Raw genomic sequence first — 18612 nt, forward strand, 5'->3', positions numbered from 1 at the left:
AGAGACAGCCGCAATGGAGACAATCGCTTTCCGGATGGTGCTCAACCCCGGCATGCGCGAGGAATACGAGCGCCGTCACGCGCAGATCTGGCCGGAACTGGTTGACGCGTTGCACAACGCCGGCGTGCGCGACTACCGCATTTTCTTCGATCCCGGCACCGACCACCTTTTCGCCGTGCTCACGCGCACCTCGCAGCACACGATGGACGCGCTCCCGCAACTCGAGGTCATGCGCAAATGGTGGGATTACATGGCGGACATCATGCATACCGCCGCCGACCATACGCCGCTGCAGCAACCGTTGGAACAGGTGTTCCGCCTGGGTCCGCTCAACTGATCTTCACGCTGTCCACGCTTGAATTGCCGGAGGCACCGCATGCAGGTTGTCGATTCGCATATCCACTTGTGGGACCTGAAAACGCATCGTTATCCGTGGCTGGAAAATCCGGGGGTGTCGTTCGTCGGCGACGCTCGCGACCTCAAGCACGACTATCTGCTCGACGACCTGCTCGCCGAAGCAGGCGACATCGAAGTGAAAAAACTCGTGCACGTGGAGGCGAATCACGATCCTGCCGATCCGGTGGAGGAAACGCGCTGGCTGCAGTCCATTGCAGATAAAGCGCAATCGCGCGGCATGCCCAATGCGATAGTCGCCGCAGTGGACCTTGCCGCGCCGAACGCGCCGGCCTGGCTCGAAGCGCATGCGTCGTTTGCGAATACGCGCGGCATCCGCCAAATTCTGAATGTGCACGAGAACAGGCTCTTCGATTATGTGGGCCGTCACTATATGCGCGAACCGCAGTGGCGCGAAAACTTCGCGCTGCTGCGCCGACATGACCTTTCTTTCGACCTGCAACTCTACCCGTCGCAAATGGAAGAGGCTGCGGCGCTCGCGCGCACACATGCCGACACGCTCTTCGCCGTCAATCATGCGGGCATGTTCGTGGACCGCAACAGCGTCGCCGGTTATCGCGCGTGGCGCGACGGCATGCGCATGCTCGCCGGTTGCCGGAACGTGTGGGTGAAAATCAGCGGACTCGCGATGTTCGATCATCAATGGACGGTGGAAAGCCTGCGGCCCTATGTGCTCGAAACGATAGACACGTTCGGTGTCGAGCGCGCGATGTTTGCGTCGAACTTTCCCGTCGACCGTTTGTTCGGCTCTTATGCGGACTTGTGGCATGCGTATGCGGCGATCGTGGAAGGAGCGAGCGTAGCGGAGAAAGACGCGCTCTTTTGCGGTAATGCGGAGCGCTTCTATCGCATCTGATGCAGCTACCGCTGCATCCGGCAAACCGCCGCAACGCTGAAGCAAATCCGAAGCAAATCCGAACTGACGCGGCAGCACGGCATACGCGCCTATCACGCAACAGAAGGAGACACGCAGTGCAGCAACCCTCAACAGCTCACGCTCAGCCGAGGCTTGAATTGCGGCATGCGAGCAAGTCGTTCGGGCGCGTGCGCGCACTGTCCGACGGCGACCTCGCGCTCTGGCCAGGCGAAGTGCATGCATTGCTCGGCGAGAACGGCGCGGGCAAGTCGACACTCGTCAAGATTCTGGCGGGCGTGCATCAACCGGATAGCGGCGAGCTGCTCGTCGACGGCGTGGCGCGCCGCTTTGCGACGCCTGCCGAAGCGCGCGATGCCGGGCTCGCGGTGATCTACCAGGAACCCACGCTGTTCTTCGAGCTCTCCATTGCGGAAAACATCTTCATGGGTAGGCAGCCGGTGGACCGCATCGGCCGTATTCAATATGACGCGATGCGCCGCGAAGTGGATGGTCTGCTCGCCTCGCTCGGTGTCGATCTGCGCTCGGATCAACTGGTGCGCGGTTTGTCGATTGCGGATCAGCAGGTGATCGAAATTGCCAAGGCGTTGTCGCTGAACGCAAACGTGCTCATCATGGACGAACCGACAGCCGCGTTGTCGCTGCCGGAAGTGGAACGGCTCTTCGCCATCGTGCGCAAGCTGCGCGAGCGCGACGTGGCGATTCTTTTCATCACGCACAGGCTCGACGAAGTCTTTGCGCTGACCCAGCGCGTCACCATCATGCGCGACGGCGCCAAGGTATTCGACGGCCTTACAGCCGACCTGAGCACCGAGGCCATCGTCGCAAAGATGGTCGGCCGCGATCTGGAAACCTTCTATCCGAAAGCGGAGCGACCGCCTGGCGAAGTGCGGCTCGCGGTTCGCGGCCTCACGCGCGTGGGTGTTTTCAAGGACATTGCCTTCGACGTCCGCGCGGGCGAAATCGTCGCGCTCGCCGGGCTGGTCGGCGCGGGGCGCAGTGAAGTGGCGCGCGCTATCTTCGGCATCGACCCGCTGGATGCCGGTGAAATCCTGGTGGGCGGCCAGCGTCTTCGCCCCGGCAGTCCTGCCGCCGCAGTGCGTGCGGGACTCGCGCTCGTGCCTGAGGACCGTCGCCAGCAAGGACTCGCGCTCGAACTGAGCATTGCGCGCAATGCGTCGATGACGGTGCTCGGCCGACTCGTCCGGCACGGCCTCATCACCACGCGCAGCGAGACGCAACTGGCGAACCGCTGGGGCACGCGGCTGCGTCTGAAAGCGGGTGATCCGCATGCGCCGGTGGGCACGCTGTCGGGCGGCAACCAGCAGAAGGTGGTGCTTGGCAAGTGGCTCGCAACCGGCCCGAAAGTGCTGATTATCGACGAACCCACACGCGGTATCGACGTGGGCGCAAAAGCCGAGGTCTATGGCGCGCTCGCCGAACTGGTGCGCGACGGCATGGCGGTGCTGATGATTTCCAGCGAATTGCCTGAAGTGCTGGGCATGGCTGACCGCGTGCTCGTCATGCACGAGGGGCGTATCAGCGCGGAGATTGCGCGCGCCGAGGCCGACGAGGAACGCATCATGGCCGCAGCACTCGGGCAAGCCATTGCACCGTTCGGACGGGCCGCATGATGCGCCATTCTTCGACACACTCCGCGCCGGTGCAGGCGCCGCCGCCCGCGAGGCGCGCCGCAAGTTCGCCTCGCGGGCTTGCCGCGAGTCTCGCGAAGAGCCGCGAGACCACGCTCTTCATCGTGCTGATTCTGCTGATTGCGGGCACCGCGCTCGCGCGGCCGCAATTCCTGAATATGCAGAATCTGCGCGACGTGCTGCTCAACGTGTCGATCATCAGCCTGCTGACAGCGGGCATGACCGTGGTGATCCTGATGCGCCATATCGACCTGTCGGTCGGCTCGACGGTCGGCATCAGCGCCTATGCGGTGGGTAGCCTCTACGTCGCCTTCCCGCATATGCCGGTAATCGTTGCGCTCGCGGCGGGGCTCGCCATCGGCCTCGTGGCGGGCGGCATCAACGCGTTGCTGGTGGCGGTGGGCCGCGTGCCGTCGCTGGTCGCCACGCTATCTACGCTCTACATCTTTCGCGGCGCGGACTACGCGTGGGTGCATGGCGGACAGATCAACGCAACCAGTCTGCCCGAAGCGTTTTCGCGTCTTGCCACCGGCACGCTCTTCGGCATACCAACGCTTGCGCTGATCGCGCTTGTCGTGCTGCTCGCGCTTGCCGTCTACCTGAAGCAGTTTCGCGGCGGCCGCGAGCATTACGCGATCGGCTCGAATCCCGAGGCCGCGCGTCTTGCCGGCGTGAATGTCGAGCGGCGCGTCATGGCGGGCTTTCTGCTGTCCGGGGCGATCGCCGGCTTTGCTGGCGCGCTGTGGCTCGCGCGCTTCGGCACCGTGGACGCGAGCACTGCGAAGGGCATCGAACTGCAAGTCGTGGCGGCGGCGGTGGTGGGTAGCGTCGCCATCACTGGAGGCGTCGGCACGATTCTTGGTGCCACGCTCGGTGCGCTCGTGCTGGGCGTGATCAGCATCGCGCTCGTCGTGCTGCATGTCTCGCCATTCTGGGAGCAGGCGATAGAAGGCGCGTTGATCGTCGCCGCGATCGCCGCCGATACCTTGCTGGCCCGCTCCGTCGCCGAACGCATGATGAGGAAACGCGATCATGGCTAAACCCGATTCCGCGCTGCTCACGCGCAAACGCGAAACGCCGCTGCAATGGGAAGTGCTGCTGGCGATCGTGCTGATACTTTCGCTGGCACTCGGACGCGTGCTGTCGCCGGTGTTTCTGACGGGCGCGAACCTGAGCAACGTGCTCGCCGACCTCACCGAGATTGCGTTGATCGCGTTGCCGATGACGCTGATTATCGTTGCCGCCGAGATCGATCTTTCGGTGGCTTCGGTGCTCGGGGCGTCGAGCGCATTGATGGGCGTGCTGTGGCACATGGGCTTGCCGATGCCGGTCGTGATCGCGCTCGTGCTGGTCGCAGGTGCTCTGGCGGGCCTGCTGAACGGCCTTGTCATCGTCAAGCTGAATCTGCCTTCGCTTGCGGTCACGATCGGCACGCTCGCGCTGTTTCGCGGCCTCGCTTATGTGCTGCTCGGCGATCAGGCCGTAGCCGACTTTCCGCCTGCGTACACCGCGTTCGGCATGGATACGCTCGGCGCGACGTTTATTCCGTTGCCGTTTGCAATCGTGATTGTCGGCGCGGTGCTCTTCACCGTGCTGCTGCAAGCCACGGCGTTTGGCCGCAGTCTCTATGCGATCGGTGCGAATCCCACCGCCGCGGCGTTCTCGGGGATCGAGGTCGCGAAAATCAGGCTGCGCCTTTTCGTGCTGTCTGGTTTGATGAGCGCGCTGGCCGGCGTGATCTACACGTTGCGCTTCACGAGCGCGCGCGGCGATAACGGCGAGGGCTTCGAGTTGTCGGTGATCGCGGCGGTGCTGTTCGGCGGCGTGAGCATTTTCGGCGGACGCGGTTCGATGATCGGTGTGCTGTTGTCGCTGCTGATTATCGGCGTGTTGAAGAACGCATTGACGCTCGACGACGTTTCCAGCGAGACGCTCACGATCGTTACCGGCGTGCTGCTGCTCGCCTCCGTGCTGATACCGAACGTGGTCGCCCGTTGGCGCGCGGCGCGCGACCGGCGTTTTATCGCGAAGTCGGCTTCTTCCACATAGCTTGACCATCAAAACCCGGACACCACTTCGTCCAACAACAAGCAGGAGACATTTCATGTTCAAACCTCTACGTCACACCGGCGCGGCGGCGCTCTGCGTAGCGTTGCTGGCGATTAGCTGCGCGACGTCTGCGGCCGGCCTGAAAAACGGCCTGAAAATCGCATTCGTGCCGAAGCAGATCAACAACCCCTACGAAGTGATCGCCGACGACGGCGGCATGGCCGCCATCAAGGAATTCGGCGGCACTGGCAAGGTGGTGGGGCCGTCGGATGCAGGCGCCTCGTCGCAGGTGCAATACATCAACACGCTGATCACACAGCGTCAGGACGCAATCGTGATCGCGGCCAACGACGCGAACGCCGTCGTGCCGTATCTGAAGAAGGCAATGTCGCAAGGCATCAAGGTCGTCACTTTCGATTCGGACACGGCGCCGGAGGGCCGGCAACTGTTCGTCAATCAGGCGAACGCGGAGGGCATCGGCCGCGGGCAGATTCAGCTCGTGTCGAAGCTGATGGGCGGCGAGGGCGAGTTCGCGGTGCTGTCCGCCACGCCGAATGCGACCAATCAGAACACGTGGATCAAGTGGATGCAGGAGGAACTGAAAAAGCCCGAGTATTCGAAGATCAAGCTCGTCAAGATTGCCTACGGTAACGACGACGATCAGAAGTCGTTCGTCGAGACGCAAGGTTTGCTGCAGGCGTATCCGAACCTGAAGGCGATTGTCGCGCCAACTACGGTTGGCATTGCGGCGGCCGCGCGTTACATCTCGTCGTCGTCGAGCAAGGGCAAGGTCGCGGTGACGGGGCTCGGCACGCCGAACCAGATGCGCGCGTTCGTGAAGAACGGCACGGTGAAGGCATTCCAGTTGTGGGACCCGAACCAGTTGGGCTATCTCGCCGGCTATGCGGCGGCGGCGCTCGCTTCGGGCACGATCAGCGGCAAAGAAGGCGAGTCGTTCGACGCCGGCAAACTCGGCAAGCGCACCGTCGGCGCGCAAGGCGAAATCATTCTCGGACCGCCGACCACCTTCGACGCGAGCAATATCGACAACTTCAATTTCTGATCGACGTGAAACGCCGCGCCTTTCGACGCGGCGCCCATGTCTGCGCGATCACGCGCGAGGTACAGACTCGAGCGACGAAACGCGAGGCGCGCCGGACGATGAACCGCCCGGCGCGCCTTTGTCGTTTTGCGTGCGTGGCCCGGCTCGCGTGCCGCACGCTCAGCGCGTTTAGAACCGGTGCTGAATACCCGCGGTGACGCCCGTTTGCGTGTCCGCTGCGCCGGTCAGGTCGCGAGACAAACTAACAGCATTGCCGTGCTTCGCCATCGCATAGCCGCCCGCCAGATACAGCACTGTGCGCTTGGAGAGCGCATATTGGCCGCGCAGCGAAAAGAGCGTCGGGTCCGCGTCGCTCGCGTTCCTGATGTCCTGGTGATAGACCGCGCCGAATAGCGAGAAGAACGGCGTGATCTCGTACTGGCCGCCGATCCAGTACATGTCGCTGCGCAGTGTCGGCGTGGCGGTGTGGAAGGTGCGCCGGTAGTTGCGGTAGCCGGCCATCGCTTTCACGGCGCCGAAGTCGTAGCTCAGGCCTGCGTGAATGCCCTGGATGTAATTGGTGGTGTCGGCGGGCGTCACGCTGTCGTTGGCACCGTTCTGACGGTCGAAGGTGACCACGGCCGCAAACGGACCGTTCTCGTAGCCCACGGCGAAGTCGTATTTCGAACTTGATTTCATGCTGCCGGGCACATTGCCAAAGCCGTACATTGCGCCGAGTTTGAAGCCGGAGAAGGTGCCGTCGTAGCGCACGGCGTTGGCCGAGCGCGTGAACATGCCGTCCTTGCGGGCGCCCGTTGCCGTGGATGAAGTCGCCCACGAATAGTTCGGCGCGTAACCCATCGGGTCGAACTGCAGCATGTAGTCGTAGGTGGTCGTGAAGGTGCGGCCGAGCGTGATCTGCCCGAAGCGGTTTTTCAGCCCGATGGTCGCGCGCCGGTCGAAGATTGCGCCGGGGCCGTCGTCGAACTGGCCGTTCGCGACGTTGATGCCGCTTTCCAACTGGAATACCGCCTTCAGGCCGCCGCCGAGATCCTCCACGCCGCGCAGACCCCAGCGCGACGTGTTCTTGCCGCCGGACACGAGGCGCGTCGCGCCGCCGTCCGCGCTCGCATGGTTCACGTATTCGACGCCCGCGTCGACAATGCCGTACAAGGTCACGCTGGACTGCGCATGCGCGCTGCTCGCCCAACCCGCCAAACCGGTGAAACCGGCAAGACCTGCGAGGCTGGCGCAGGTCGCGCCGAAGGTCTTTTTCCTGATGCTCAACTTCATCAACAGTCTCCTATAGCTGCTTTTTTTACTTCGATGGGTGATTCTGTACAGCGGCTCGGCTCGGCTCGGCTCGGCTCGGCTCGGCTCGGCTCCGTGCCGGCCTGTCAGCTCGCCTGGGCGAACGCCCAGCAGTCGTTTGCCGGGAATTCGATCCAGTGGCGCCCGGCTGCGCGCGGCACGTTGCCGAACGCCCGCAGACGCAGCGCGCCGCAATGGAACAGATACTCCCAGCGGTCGCCGAGATACATCGACGTGATGAGCTCCGCTTCGAGGCGGTTCGCGCCGGGGCCGTCGGCCACCTGCACGCGCTCGAGGCGAATCACGGCTTGTGCCTGCTGCCCGGCGCTCAGCGCCTCGCGCGCTTGCGCCTGCAACTGCCAGCCGTCGCCAGCCAAGGTCACGCGCTCGCCGTCCACCGCTGCCACGCGTGCGTCAATGCGGTTATTGCTGCCCATGAACTCGGCGGTGTAGAGCGAGCGCGGCGCGCCATACAGCTGCGCGGGCGTGCCTTCCTGTTCGATGCGGCCGTTGCGCAGCAGCAGGATGCGATCGGACATTGCCATCGCTTCGGTCTGGTCGTGCGTCACGCAAAGCGCCGACAACCCGAGCGATACGATCAGCTCGCGCAGCCAGGCGCGCGCTTCTTCGCGCAGCTTGGCGTCGAGATTGGAAAGCGGTTCGTCCAGCAGAATGACGGGCGGGTTGTAGACCAGCGCGCGCGCAATCGCGACACGCTGCTGCTGGCCGCCGGAAAGCTGATACGGGTAGCGCGCTGCGAGATGACCGAGTCCGAGTTGATCGAGCGCGCTTTGCACGCGCTTCTTTTGCTCGGCCGACGAGACGCGCCGCAGCTTTAGCCCATAACCGACGTTATCCGCCACGGTGCGATGCGGCCACAGCGCGTACGACTGGAACACGAGCCCAAGCGAGCGCTGTTCAACGGGCAGATCGACGCGCGCAGCGCCGTCGTAGAACACCTTGCCGTCGAGTTCGATGCGCCCCGACGAAGGCTGTTCGAGGCCGGCGACCGCGCGCAGCAGCGTGGTCTTGCCGCTGCCCGACGCACCGAGCAGGCACACCACTTCGCCGGGATTCAACTGGAACGACACGCCCTTGAGAATCGGGTTGTCGCCATAGCTCAGAAAGAGATTGTCGACCGAGAGCTTATCCATGAAGTTTCACTCCGAAGCGCAGGGCCACGCCGAGCCCGGCGCCGACCATCGCAATGTTGATGACAGAAAGCGCCGCGACCTGATCCACCGCACCGGTCGCCCACAGCGAGACGAGCAGCGCGCCGATCACTTCGGTGCCGGGGGAGAGCAGATAGACAGCCGTCGAGTATTCGCGCTCGAAGATCATGAAGATCAGCAGCCACGCCGCGAGCAGACCGAAGCGCACGAGCGGCAATGTGACGTCGAGGCTGACGCGGGCACGCGTGCCGCCGACGCTGCGTCCGGCTTCCTCCAGTTCGGGGCCGACCTGCAGCAGCGCGCTTTGAATCAGACGCATGCCGTATGCGAGCCACACGACCGTGTAAGCGATCCAGATGCTCCACATCGAGTTCTTCAGCTCTTTTACGCCCGGCACGAACAGAAAGATCCACAGGAACGCCAGACCGGCGAGCAGCCCCGGCACCGCGCGCGGCAGCAGCACGAGGTAGTCGAGCAGCCGCGTGGCCCAGTCGTTGCGGCGATGACCGGCGAACGCCACCAGCGAATAGAAGCCGACCGCGAGCGCACCGCCGAGCACGCCGATGCCGAGTGTGTTGAGGATCGCGCGAACCAGGTTGTCCTGTTCGAACAGCTCGGTAAAGTTGGCGAGCGTGAGCACGTCGGCAAGACGCACGCCTTCGCCCCAGTTGGTGACGAACGCGCGCAGCGTAATGCCCGAGAGCGGCACGAACACCGTCAGCAACAACCACACGGCCACGATCGCCAGCGCGACCCAGCGCCATGCGCCGAGCGGCAACACGGTCTGGCGTCCCGCCTTGCCCTTCACCGTGACGAAGCGGTTCGCGCTCCTGAGCAGCCGGCGTTGCAGCAGCACGAGCGGAAACGTGATGGCGACGATGCACACCGCGACCGCTGCCATCAGGTGATACGACGGCACGCCAAGCTTGTTGGTGAGCTTGTACAGATAGGTGGCGAGCACGAGGTGTCCTTCGGGGTCGCCGAGCACGAGCGGCAAACCGAACACCTCGAAGCCGAGAAAGAACACCAGCACGCCCGCGAAGAGCAGCGCAGGCAGGGTCATCGGCAGGCTTACGTCGAGCGCGACGCGAAACGGGCGCGCCCCCGCGACGCGCGCGGCTTCTTCAACATCCGAGCCGAGATTGCGCAGCGCCGCCGACGAATACAGGTAGACGTGCGGCACGTGCGTGAGGCCGACGATCACCGTGATCGCGAGAATCGAGTACACGGTCCACGGCGCTTCGGCGCTGCCGAAGAGCGCTTTCCACCAGACCGAATAGAAGCCGACCGGGCCGGCCGCGACGACATAGCCGAAGGCGAGCACCATCGGCGAAACGAATACGGGCGTCAGCAGCAGCGGTTCGAGCCAGCGGCGGCCGGGCAGGTCGGTACGCACCATCAGGAACGCGAGAATGCCGCCGAGCGGAATCGAAATGAACAGCATGCCGCCCGCGATCACGAAGGAGTTCTTCAGCGCGGACCAGAAGTCCGGGTCGCTGAAAATGAATTCGAAGCCCGCGAGGCCGAGCGTGCGGTTGGCGTCGAAGAACGGCGCGTTCAGCACGCTCTGAAACAGAATGAAGCCGAGCGGCAACGCGACGGCGACGGTCAGCACGGCGACGACGAGCCAGCGCAGCAGCCCCGCCAGCGGTTGCAGACGGCCGCGCGGCAATGCGCCGATGGGGCCCTCGTCGGCCGCGAGCGGCGCGCTTTCGCGAGGCCCGGTTGCGCTAGTGGAAAGCATGAGTGTCCCCCTGCGGCACAAAAGCCGCATATCGACAGGTGTTCAATGGAAAACCGCAGGCGTTCGCGCGTGGCGGCGCGAACGCGGGCGTCAGGCGAAAGCCTTTAGCTCAGAGGCAAGCGTTTAGCGCTTGATCGACTGTTGCCATTGCTTGAGAAATTCCAGGCGCTTGGACTGGTCCAGATAAACCAGCAGGCCCGAGCCGATAGGAATCGGCTTGAGGGAGTCGCCGAGTTGCTTCGTGAGGCCGGCCATCGACGTTTCGCCTTCCACGTCCGAGCGGATCGAGAACAGGCTCGCCTGATTCGCGAGCAGGGTCTGGCCGCGCTGCGACAGCAGATAATCGACCCACAGCTTCGCCGCGTTCGGATTTTTTGCCTTCTTCGAAATGGTGACGAGGCGGCTCACCACCAGCGTATAGTCTTTTGGGTAGACGTAGCCGATGGACGGATCTTTCTTGGCCTTGCTGAGCGCGTACGAGCCGAGAATGTTGTAGCCGATCAGATTCTCGCCCGAGGAAATGCGCTCCATCATCGCGCCCGTGCTCGATTGCAGCTTGGGCCCGGTGGCGCCCATCGCTTTCACCAGATCCCACGTGACTTGCGGGTTCACGCGCGCGTCCTGAGTCAGATAGTTGAAGCCGACGCCGGACTTTTCGATGTCGTAAGTGGTGACCTTGCCCTTGAACTGGTCGGGTTTTGTCTGCAGCAGCTTGATCAGATCGGCGCGCGTTTGCGGCACTTCGCCGGCGGGCACGAGACGCTTGTTGTAGACGATCGCGAGCGGTTCGTAGGTGGTGCCGTACGCCTGCTTCTGGTACTGCGCCCATTGCGGCAACTGCTTTGCTTCCGGCGAGTCGTAGCTTGCCATCAGGCCGTCGTTGACGAGCTTCACCTGCAGGTCCATAGCCGAGCTCCACAACACGTCGGCGCTCGTGCTGCTCGCCGCATTCTCGCTGATGTAGCGGTTGTACAGCTCGGTGCTGTTCATGTCGTTGTACTCGACCTTGACGCCGTAAAGACTTTCGAAGTCCTTGATAAGCGGACGCACGAGCGCAGTGTCGGTCACCGAGTAGACAATCAGCTTGCCTTCTTTCTTCGCGCCGTCGACAGTAGCCTGGTAGTCGCCCGGATAGCCGGCCGGAAAGGCTGCCCACGCGGCGTTTGCGGCGAACGCCGCAGCGGCGGCGAGAAGCTTCAGAGAGATGTGCATGTCTTCCTCCAGAAAGATGTCGTGTTGGTTTTGTGAAGGCGAATGGTAAGAGACAGGCGCTTTCTGATCGCTTTCATTTTTCGAGGGAAATGCGTCACAATGGTCGAAATCGCCTCATGGATTTCCCTGGGATTCTGTTCATGCGTGTGCTGCTTGTCGAAGACAATCCGATTCTTTCCCGCTCTCTTACCGACGCGTTGACCAATGCGAAACTCACCGTGGACTGCATGCATGACGGCGAATCCGCCGATCACGTTTTGCGCACGCAAGACTACGCGCTGGTGATTCTCGACATTGGTCTGCCCAAGCTCGACGGGCTCGAAGTGCTGCGCCGCCTGCGCGCACGCCGCAACACAGTGCCGGTGCTCATGCTGACCGCGCACGGCTCGGTGGAAGAGCGCGTGCGCGGCCTGGATCTCGGCGCAGACGACTATCTCGCCAAGCCTTTCGCGCTCACTGAACTCGAAGCGCGAGCGCGTGCGCTGCTGCGCCGTGGTCACGGTCAGGAGGCAGCGCGTGCCCAATGCGGCACGCTGGTGTATGACAGCGTCGACCGCAGCTTTACGCTCGACGGCGAGCCGCTCGCGCTCACGCCGCGCGAACGTTCGGTGCTCGAAGTATTGATCTTGCGCAACGGCCGCGCGATCAACAAGGAAACGCTGTCGGAGAAAATTTTCGGGCTCGACGAATCGGTGAACGCGGACGCCATCGAAATCTACGTACACCGTTTGCGCAAGAAGCTCGAGCGCAGTTCGGTCGGCATCGTCACGTTGCGAGGCCTCGGCTATCTGCTCGAAGCGCGCACACCATGACACGGCCGAACCTGCGCGTGCGGGTTGCGCTGTGGCTGCTGTTGCCGCTGCTGTTGCTGCTCGCGCTCGATGCCTGGCTCACCTATCAACGTGCAATGAACGCGGCGCACGCGGCATTCGACCGCACGCTCGAATTCGCGTTGCGCTCCATTCGCGACGGTGTGCGTCTGCGCGATGGGCGCATCGAGGTCGATCTGCCTTATCTCGCGTTGGAAATGTTCGAGTCGAACGGCGGCGGCAACATCTACTATCAGATTCGCGAGGAACATGGCCGCGTGGTGACGGGTTATCCCGATCTGCCGGAAACGGTCAAGATGCCGGCCGAGCCCTTCAGCGTGCAGTTCTACGACGATGTGTTTCGCGGCCGTCCGTTGCGCGTCGCTTTCCTCAGGCTGCCGGTGCACGACGTGCCCACCGCGCAAACCCGCGTGGTGCTGGTGAGAGTGGGCGAGACGATCGAGCCGCGCCAGGCGCTCGCACGCGAGATTCTCACTGGCTCGCTGCAGCAGGAGGGCCTGCTCGTCATGCTCGCGCTCGGCATTGTGTGGCTCGGCGTTGCGCGTGGCTTGCGGCCGCTCAACCGTCTGTCGGCCAAAGTCGCGGCGCGCGCCGAAGACGATCCCACACCGCTCGATACCGTCGGTCTGCCGAGCGAAGTCGCACCGCTCGTCGATTCGATCAACCAGTACATTGGCCGCACGCGGAACATGCAGTTGTCGCGGCGGCGCTTTTTCAACGACGCCGCGCATCAGTTGAAAACGCCGCTGGCGGTGATTCAGGCGGAGTCCGAACTGGCGCTGCGCGATCTGGACGGTGGGGAAGAGAGCGGGGCAGGCCCGCGGCGCGAGGGCGTGCATTTGCGGCGCCTGAATCGCGCGGTGCAGCAGGCCGTGCGCATCGTGCAGCAGTTGCTCTCGCTGTCGCGGCTGGATGCGGATAGCGGCTACACCGTCAGGCATGCGACGGTGCCGCTGCATAAGGTTGCACGCAGCGTAACGCTCGACTGGTCGCCGGTGGCGCGCTCGCGCGGCATCGATCTCGGCTTCGAAGAGGACACGCGCATCGACGTGACGGGGCAGGCCGATCTGCTCGCCGAACTGGCGGGCAATCTGATCGACAACGCGATCCGTTACTCGGGCGATGGCGCGGTTATCACCGTGCGGGTTGCATGCGAGCACGGCGCGCCACTGCTTCAGGTCATCGACAATGGACCGGGCATTGCCGCGAGCGAGCGCGACGCGGTATTCGAGCGCTTCTATCGCAGCGAGGCGACCCAGGCAGTGGAGGGCAGCGGGCTTGGGCTGTCGATTGTGCGCGAGATCGCGCGGGTGCACGAGGCGCGCGTCGAGCTGAGCGATGCGCGCGGCGGCGGCCTGGTTGTGAGCGTGTGGTTTCCGGCACGCCCGCAACAGGATGCGTGAGCCGGGCGCTTATCGACGGATCGCGAAGCTTTGGGCAAACGCCGCGGCCGGCGTGGAGCTGTTCCAGTGGGCGCCGTCCATGAATACCGGCGCGGTTGCCTGCGCCGGCACGGCGACCTTCACCTGCGCGGCCGCCTCGCGGTACAACTGCGTTTGATTGATTTGCTCAGCGATCTGCGCGTAATCGCCACGCGCGTCGATCATGCCCCAGCGCTCGAATTGCGTCAGGAACCAGGCGCCCTCGAACGGCTGCGGATAGTTCACCGCGCCCTCGTCGAAGAAGCGCACCGGCAAACCACGCGGCGCGGAGGCGGGAAGCGCGTCGCCAAAACGCGCCGCGATCAGTGCTTGGTCTATGCCGATATACTCCGGCCGCGCGAGCCAGCGCGCGATCTCGCTGCGGTGTCCGGGTCCGTCAAGCCAGCGGCAGGCTTCGAGCATCGTCTGCACGAGGGCACGCGCGGTATTGGGATTCGCGCTGACGAAATCGCGCCGGCAGGCCAGCACTTTCTCCGGATGATCGGACCACACTTCGCTCGTATAAGCCACCGTTCTGCCGACGCCTTTGGCTTCGGCCATTGCATTCCACGGCTCGCCCACGCAGAGGCCGTCGAGCCGCTCTTCGGCGAGCGCGGCGACCATCTGCGGCGGCGGAATGACCACGCTTTCCACCTCGCGCAAAGGGTCCACGCCTTGCGCGGCGAGCCAGTAGTACAGCCACATGGCGTGCGTGCCGGTGGGAAAGGTCTGCGCGAAGACCGGCTTGCGGCCGAGCGTAGCGAGCGCTTGCCGCAGCGTGCCGTGCGCGGCGAGCGCATCAGCGAGACGGTTCGACAGCGTGAACGCCTGACCGTTGCGGTTAAGCACCATCAGCACGGCCATGTCCGTTTGCGGACCGCCAAGGCCGAGCTGCACCCCGTAGACGAGGCCGTACAGCGTGTGCGCCGCGTCGAGATCGCCTGCGATCAGCTTGTCGCGCACGGCGGCCCATGAAGGCTGGCGCGACAGTTCGAGCGTGAGTCCGTGCGCGTGACCGAATTCGAGCAGCTTTGCGGCGACGAGCGGTGCCGCGTCGGAAAGCGCGACGAACCCGAGCCGCAGATGCGTTTTCTCGAGCTGCCCCAGTGGCGATGCAGCTGACGACGAAGCGGGAGGGCTGGCAGAGTTCATGGAATGCTTCACTTGAGCGATTCGGCCGCCGCGACGACCGCGCGCGCGACCTCGGCGAGCTTGACCCCCTGGTTCATCGCGCGTTTGCGCAGCGCGGCGTAGGCGGCATGCTCGGTGATTTTCTGCTGATCCATCAGCAGGCGTTTGGCGCGGTCGATCAGCTTGCGCTCGGCAAGTTCGTTCTCGACCTGGGCCAGGCGTTCGCGCAGTTGCGATTCCTGTGCGAAGCGGGCAAGCGCGACTTCCAGAATCGGCGCGAGCCGCCCGGTTTCGAGCCCTTCGACGAGATAGGCAGTCACGCCTGCGCCGACGGCGTCGCGGATCAGCTGCTGGTTGTCGTCGTGGCTGAACATGAGCACCGGCCGCGGCGCGGTGGCGTTCATTACCGCGAGCTGCTCGAGCGTGTCGCGCGAGGGCGAATCCGTGTCGATGATGATGACGTCCGGCCGCTCGCTCTGCACCGTGCTGTGCAGCGCGTGCGGGGTGGCGGTACTCGCCAGCATCTCGTAGCCGAGCCGGGCGAGCGCGTCACGCAGGTCGCCTATCGGCTTGTCGGTATCAGTGACGAGGAGAACACGCAGCATGGAGTAGTGGCAATCGACGGCTGAACACCGTTAAAGCAATTTCTATGCCATATGCTGGAAAGTCTTGTGTGCCAAGGAAATTGCGCTTTGGTGCAGGGTTTTCGCGTGGCGGCAGCGCACCGCAACAGGGCATGCGCAAGCGATGCACCGAAGCGGCGCACGCTGAGCTTTCATGGGAGGACGAATGGGAAGGTGCGCGAAGATCGCGAGCCGCGCCAAATGGGCAACACGCGCTTGCAAAAGCGCTGGGCGTGCAACCGCTACGAGGGACGCCAGTTGGCTCGAGATGGCACCACTGGCGCAACTGGCACGACTGGCACGGCGCTCCGGGTGACAATGAGCACCCTCAACATGCCTGCTGCAACAGTCCCGCGGCTACGCCGCCCCGGCTCGGCTCATGCCGAACCGGAGAACGCGCGCGAATGGATCCGCGTACAACGCCGGCGCCGGAGCACGTGCAAGAGCTTGCCCGGCCCGGTGCCTTTCGCCTTAACGGCGACGGAATTGCGAATTGCTGCGAGCCGCGCCGCCACCGCCTGCGCGCTCGTCCTTGTGACGGAAGTTGATCCGGCCTTTGGTCAGATCGTAAACCGACAGTTCCAGCGTCACGCGGTCGCCCGCGAGAATACGAATGTGGTTCTTGCGCATGCGTCCGGACGCGTAAGCGCCAACCACGACGCCGTTGTCGAGCGTCACGCGGTAACGGCTGTCCGGAAGTACTTCGTCGACGATACCGTCAAGTTCAAGCAGTTCTTCTTTCGCCATGCATAACTCCTGGTCGATGGGATTGGGGTGCGCGACGCCTCGGGCAAGGCGCTGCAGCGGATAGTGTTGCGAGCGGGCGGCAAGCCCGCGGTTGACGGCAACGGCCGATGCGCCGTTGACGCCGCTTAAAGATCGGCGACCGACTGGCCGTCCACGCGGCCGTCTATCAGTTGCTCGGCGTGGGCCGTGCACGCGATGCGCGCCTTGCCCGTGCCGTCGAACGGAAACAGATACTGCAGGCGGAACACGCGGCCCTCGGCCGCGGGGTTCGCGCCCACGCGGCAGATGCGCACCGACGCGTCGTAGCCGGCGTCCGCATGGCGGCTCGTCTGGCCGTTGGTGGGGCGGCGCGGATAGACGAGCGGGTGGATTTCATAACCCTTGTACGTCTTGACTGCTGAGTTCATAAGCATATATGTCCTGTATTACGTGGCCGGCGTGTCACGCGTGTTACGCGCGGCACGACAGGCTGGGCGGCGCTGCACCGAAAGGCGCGCCGCCATGGAAAAAGTTGGCACAGGCCCGATGCGAAAGGCTTGAGCGCGCCGCGCAAATTCGCGGATTCGATGGAGAAGAAACACGCTGATGTCGCGCGGACACCGGGCGCGTGAAAGCTGAAACTCAGCTGAACAGCTCAGCTACACAACTCGCGACGGCTAATGCAGGCGGCGCATTGCCGGAGTGACGGGACCGCCGACGGGCGGCGCTCGAACAGTCGGGGATGTTGCGGAGATGCCGGTATGAGACTGCCAGTGCTGCAAATGCGGAATACGACTATTCCAATATGATGCACTAAATGGGTCCGGTTGGATAGCAAAAAGTTCCCGGCGCGCCCAGATCGCCCGGCGGGCTCGCTACAATGGCGAGTTGCCGCGCGAGGCCGCGCTGCAACTGCGCTGCCGGTTTTGCAGCCTGATCGTGCGTGAGGGCCCGGCCGGGCTGCGCGCTCCTTCATTCGTTCTTAACGCCGCCACACCGTCATTTGCCAATGCGCCAGACCACCGCGTCCCCCGTCAAAGACCTGCTGCTCGAGCGCTATGCTCCCATCGCCGACGGCATTGCGGCGCTCTTCTACCCGTGCGCCGAAGTCGTCATTCACGACCTGCGCGACCAGAGCATCGCGTATCTTGCGAACAATCTGTCGAAGCTGGAGGTCGGCGGCCCCTCGGTGCTCGACGAGGTGCACTATGCGGCCCGCGGGCGCACCATCGGCCCCTATGAGAAGCTCAATTGGGACGGCCGGCGCATGCGTTGCGTGAGCAACATTCTGTTCGACGACAACGGCAAGCCCGCCGGCATGCTGTGCATCAACTTCAATATCGCGGTGTTCGAAGACGTGCGCGCGACGCTCGACCTTTTCATCCGGGGCGGCAATCTGACCGACGCACCCGCCGAAGACCTGTTCCGCGACGACTGGCAGGACCGCATCAACACGTATCTGCACACGTGGCTGCGCGAGCGGCAGATCGGCATTAACGCGCTCACGCGCGAACACAAGCGTGAGATTGTCGAGGCGCTGCATGCGGAAGGCGCATTTCGCGGCCGCAGTTCCGCGAACTACGTGGCGGCCGTGCTGACCATGGGCCGCGCCACCGTCTATAAAATCCTCAAACAGATGAAGGAAGGCGGCTGAGCGCCGCCCACGCAATCATGTCGACAAACGCGCGCTACCGTCACTACAAAGGCGGGATTTACGAGCTGATTTGCGAGGCGACGCTCGAGTCCGATCCGTCGGTCACGATGATCGTCTACAGGGCAAGCAACGGCACGATCTGGACACGCCCGGCAACGGTGTTTTTTGAGCAGATTGAGCATGAAGGCGTGAGCATGCCGCGCTTCGCGCAGATCGACTGAGGTCCAGCGCGTTCGACTGACGCCAGGACGGCCGGCACGGCCAGCCGCTCACGCCGCTCACGCCGCGCAACCCGCGCAACCCGCGCAACCCGCGCAACCCGCGCAACCCGCTCAGCGCGCTCAACGCGCTCAACGCGCTCAACGCGCTCCGCGCGCTCCGCGCGCCGGCAGTGCAATTGCCTCCGGCGCTTCGATCACCACGTCGGTTTGCGCAATGGCCACGCACGGCAGAATATAGCCTTCCTGCTTTTCCTCGCGGCTAAGGCCCGGCCATTCGATCGTGTAGCGCACTTCTCCCGCCGTCATTTTGCAGATGCACGTGCGGCACGTCCCGTTGCGGCATGAACGCGGCAAGCGCAGATCGGCGAAGCCGGCGGCTTCGAGAATGGTGAGCGAATCGGGCGCCTCGAAGCTGCGGCCAAGCGGCTCCACGCAAACGAGAGGCGGGCGGTCGGGATCGGACATCATGTGAATGTGTGACTGTGCTCGTCACACTTTACACGCTCGTGCGGCCGATTATCGGCAATCGCGGCAGG

19 protein-coding genes are annotated in these 18612 nt (G+C 64.0%); 10 read left to right on the forward strand and 9 right to left on the reverse strand.

Going from position 1 to position 18612, the window contains the following annotated elements:
• The first annotated feature begins 13 nt into the window (after positions 1 to 13).
• The 6 genes from rhaM (at position 14) to rhaS (ending at position 6052) form a co-directional block, all read left to right on the forward strand.
• Entirely contained in the window at positions 14 to 337 is a 324-nt protein-coding gene (rhaM, locus tag F757_RS0113995; RefSeq protein ID WP_027211936.1) for an L-rhamnose mutarotase, read from the forward strand.
• Between the two features lie 39 nt (positions 338 to 376).
• Positions 377 to 1270: an amidohydrolase family protein gene (locus F757_RS0114000; protein WP_027211937.1), complete on the forward strand. Its 894-nt coding sequence runs from the start codon at positions 377 to 379 to the stop codon at positions 1268 to 1270.
• 116 nt (positions 1271 to 1386) lie between these two features.
• Entirely contained in the window at positions 1387 to 2922 is a 1536-nt protein-coding gene (locus tag F757_RS0114005; protein WP_027211938.1) for a sugar ABC transporter ATP-binding protein, read from the forward strand.
• Complete coding sequence (locus F757_RS0114010; protein WP_027211939.1) at positions 2919 to 3980, forward strand: ABC transporter permease; 1062 nt, start codon at positions 2919 to 2921, stop codon at positions 3978 to 3980. The genes F757_RS0114005 and F757_RS0114010 overlap by 4 nt, the downstream gene beginning before the upstream one ends.
• Positions 3973 to 4989 carry an ABC transporter permease gene (locus tag F757_RS0114015; RefSeq protein WP_027211940.1) on the forward strand — a complete coding sequence of 339 codons (1017 nt, stop codon included), beginning with the start codon at positions 3973 to 3975 and terminating at the stop codon, positions 4987 to 4989. The genes F757_RS0114010 and F757_RS0114015 overlap by 8 nt, the downstream gene beginning before the upstream one ends.
• A 55-nt stretch (positions 4990 to 5044) precedes the next feature.
• Positions 5045 to 6052 carry a rhamnose ABC transporter substrate-binding protein gene (gene rhaS / locus F757_RS0114020; RefSeq protein ID WP_027211941.1) on the forward strand — a complete coding sequence of 336 codons (1008 nt, stop codon included), beginning with the start codon at positions 5045 to 5047 and terminating at the stop codon, positions 6050 to 6052.
• A gap of 168 nt (positions 6053 to 6220) precedes the next feature.
• Here the strand turns inward: rhaS and F757_RS0114025 are convergent, their stop codons facing one another.
• From F757_RS0114025 to F757_RS0114040, 4 genes are all read right to left on the reverse strand, one after another.
• The gene (locus tag F757_RS0114025) at positions 6221 to 7324 is read right to left on the reverse strand and encodes a porin (RefSeq protein WP_027211942.1); all 1104 of its coding nucleotides are present in this window, start codon (positions 7322 to 7324) and stop codon (positions 6221 to 6223) included.
• 104 nt (positions 7325 to 7428) lie between these two features.
• Complete coding sequence (locus F757_RS0114030) at positions 7429 to 8496, reverse strand: ABC transporter ATP-binding protein (protein ID WP_027211943.1); 1068 nt, start codon at positions 8494 to 8496, stop codon at positions 7429 to 7431.
• Positions 8489 to 10258: an ABC transporter permease gene (locus F757_RS0114035; RefSeq protein WP_027211944.1), complete on the reverse strand. Its 1770-nt coding sequence runs from the start codon at positions 10256 to 10258 to the stop codon at positions 8489 to 8491. Before F757_RS0114035 ends, F757_RS0114030 begins: the two co-directional genes overlap by 8 nt.
• Positions 10259 to 10381: 123 nt before the next feature.
• Positions 10382 to 11470 carry an ABC transporter substrate-binding protein gene (locus F757_RS0114040; protein ID WP_027211945.1) on the reverse strand — a complete coding sequence of 363 codons (1089 nt, stop codon included), beginning with the start codon at positions 11468 to 11470 and terminating at the stop codon, positions 10382 to 10384.
• Between the two features lie 140 nt (positions 11471 to 11610).
• Here F757_RS0114040 and F757_RS0114045 point away from each other — a divergent pair, with 140 nt between their 5' ends.
• Both F757_RS0114045 and F757_RS0114050 read left to right on the forward strand, forming a co-directional pair.
• Positions 11611 to 12282 carry a response regulator gene (locus tag F757_RS0114045; RefSeq protein WP_027211946.1) on the forward strand — a complete coding sequence of 224 codons (672 nt, stop codon included), beginning with the start codon at positions 11611 to 11613 and terminating at the stop codon, positions 12280 to 12282.
• Complete coding sequence (locus F757_RS0114050) at positions 12279 to 13703, forward strand: sensor histidine kinase (protein WP_027211947.1); 1425 nt, start codon at positions 12279 to 12281, stop codon at positions 13701 to 13703. Before F757_RS0114045 ends, F757_RS0114050 begins: the two co-directional genes overlap by 4 nt.
• Before the next feature lie 9 nt (positions 13704 to 13712).
• On the opposite strand, the gene F757_RS0114055 is transcribed toward F757_RS0114050, so the two are convergent.
• The 4 genes from F757_RS0114055 to F757_RS0114070 all read right to left on the reverse strand — a co-directional run bounded on the left by F757_RS0114055 (position 13713) and on the right by F757_RS0114070 (position 16629).
• Positions 13713 to 14873, reverse strand: a complete 1161-nt coding sequence (locus F757_RS0114055) for a CmpA/NrtA family ABC transporter substrate-binding protein (protein ID WP_027211948.1) — start codon at positions 14871 to 14873, stop codon at positions 13713 to 13715.
• 8 nt (positions 14874 to 14881) lie between these two features.
• Positions 14882 to 15457, reverse strand: a complete 576-nt coding sequence (locus F757_RS0114060; RefSeq protein WP_027211949.1) for an ANTAR domain-containing response regulator — start codon at positions 15455 to 15457, stop codon at positions 14882 to 14884.
• Positions 15458 to 15946: 489 nt separating this feature from the next.
• On the reverse strand, positions 15947 to 16222 hold the full coding sequence (gene infA, locus F757_RS0114065; RefSeq protein WP_013343004.1) for a translation initiation factor IF-1: 276 nt from the start codon (positions 16220 to 16222) through the stop codon (positions 15947 to 15949).
• A gap of 125 nt (positions 16223 to 16347) precedes the next feature.
• On the reverse strand, positions 16348 to 16629 hold the full coding sequence (locus F757_RS0114070; protein ID WP_027211950.1) for a hypothetical protein: 282 nt from the start codon (positions 16627 to 16629) through the stop codon (positions 16348 to 16350).
• 581 nt (positions 16630 to 17210) lie between these two features.
• Here F757_RS0114070 and F757_RS0114075 point away from each other — a divergent pair.
• Both F757_RS0114075 and F757_RS0114080 read left to right on the forward strand, forming a co-directional pair.
• Positions 17211 to 17855, forward strand: a complete 645-nt coding sequence (locus F757_RS0114075; RefSeq protein WP_027211951.1) for a helix-turn-helix transcriptional regulator — start codon at positions 17211 to 17213, stop codon at positions 17853 to 17855.
• Positions 17856 to 17872: 17 nt separating this feature from the next.
• Positions 17873 to 18076 (forward strand): DUF1653 domain-containing protein, encoded by a 204-nt coding sequence (locus F757_RS0114080; RefSeq protein WP_027211952.1) that lies wholly within the window; start codon positions 17873 to 17875, stop codon positions 18074 to 18076.
• Positions 18077 to 18214: 138 nt separating this feature from the next.
• Here F757_RS0114080 and F757_RS0114085 read toward each other — a convergent pair whose 3' ends face one another.
• Positions 18215 to 18541, reverse strand: a complete 327-nt coding sequence (locus tag F757_RS0114085; RefSeq protein ID WP_027211953.1) for a 2Fe-2S iron-sulfur cluster-binding protein — start codon at positions 18539 to 18541, stop codon at positions 18215 to 18217.
• Positions 18542 to 18612: the final 71 nt, after the last annotated feature.

Source organism: Burkholderia sp. WSM2232, from assembly GCF_000472545.1.
GTDB lineage: Bacteria > Pseudomonadota > Gammaproteobacteria > Burkholderiales > Burkholderiaceae > Paraburkholderia.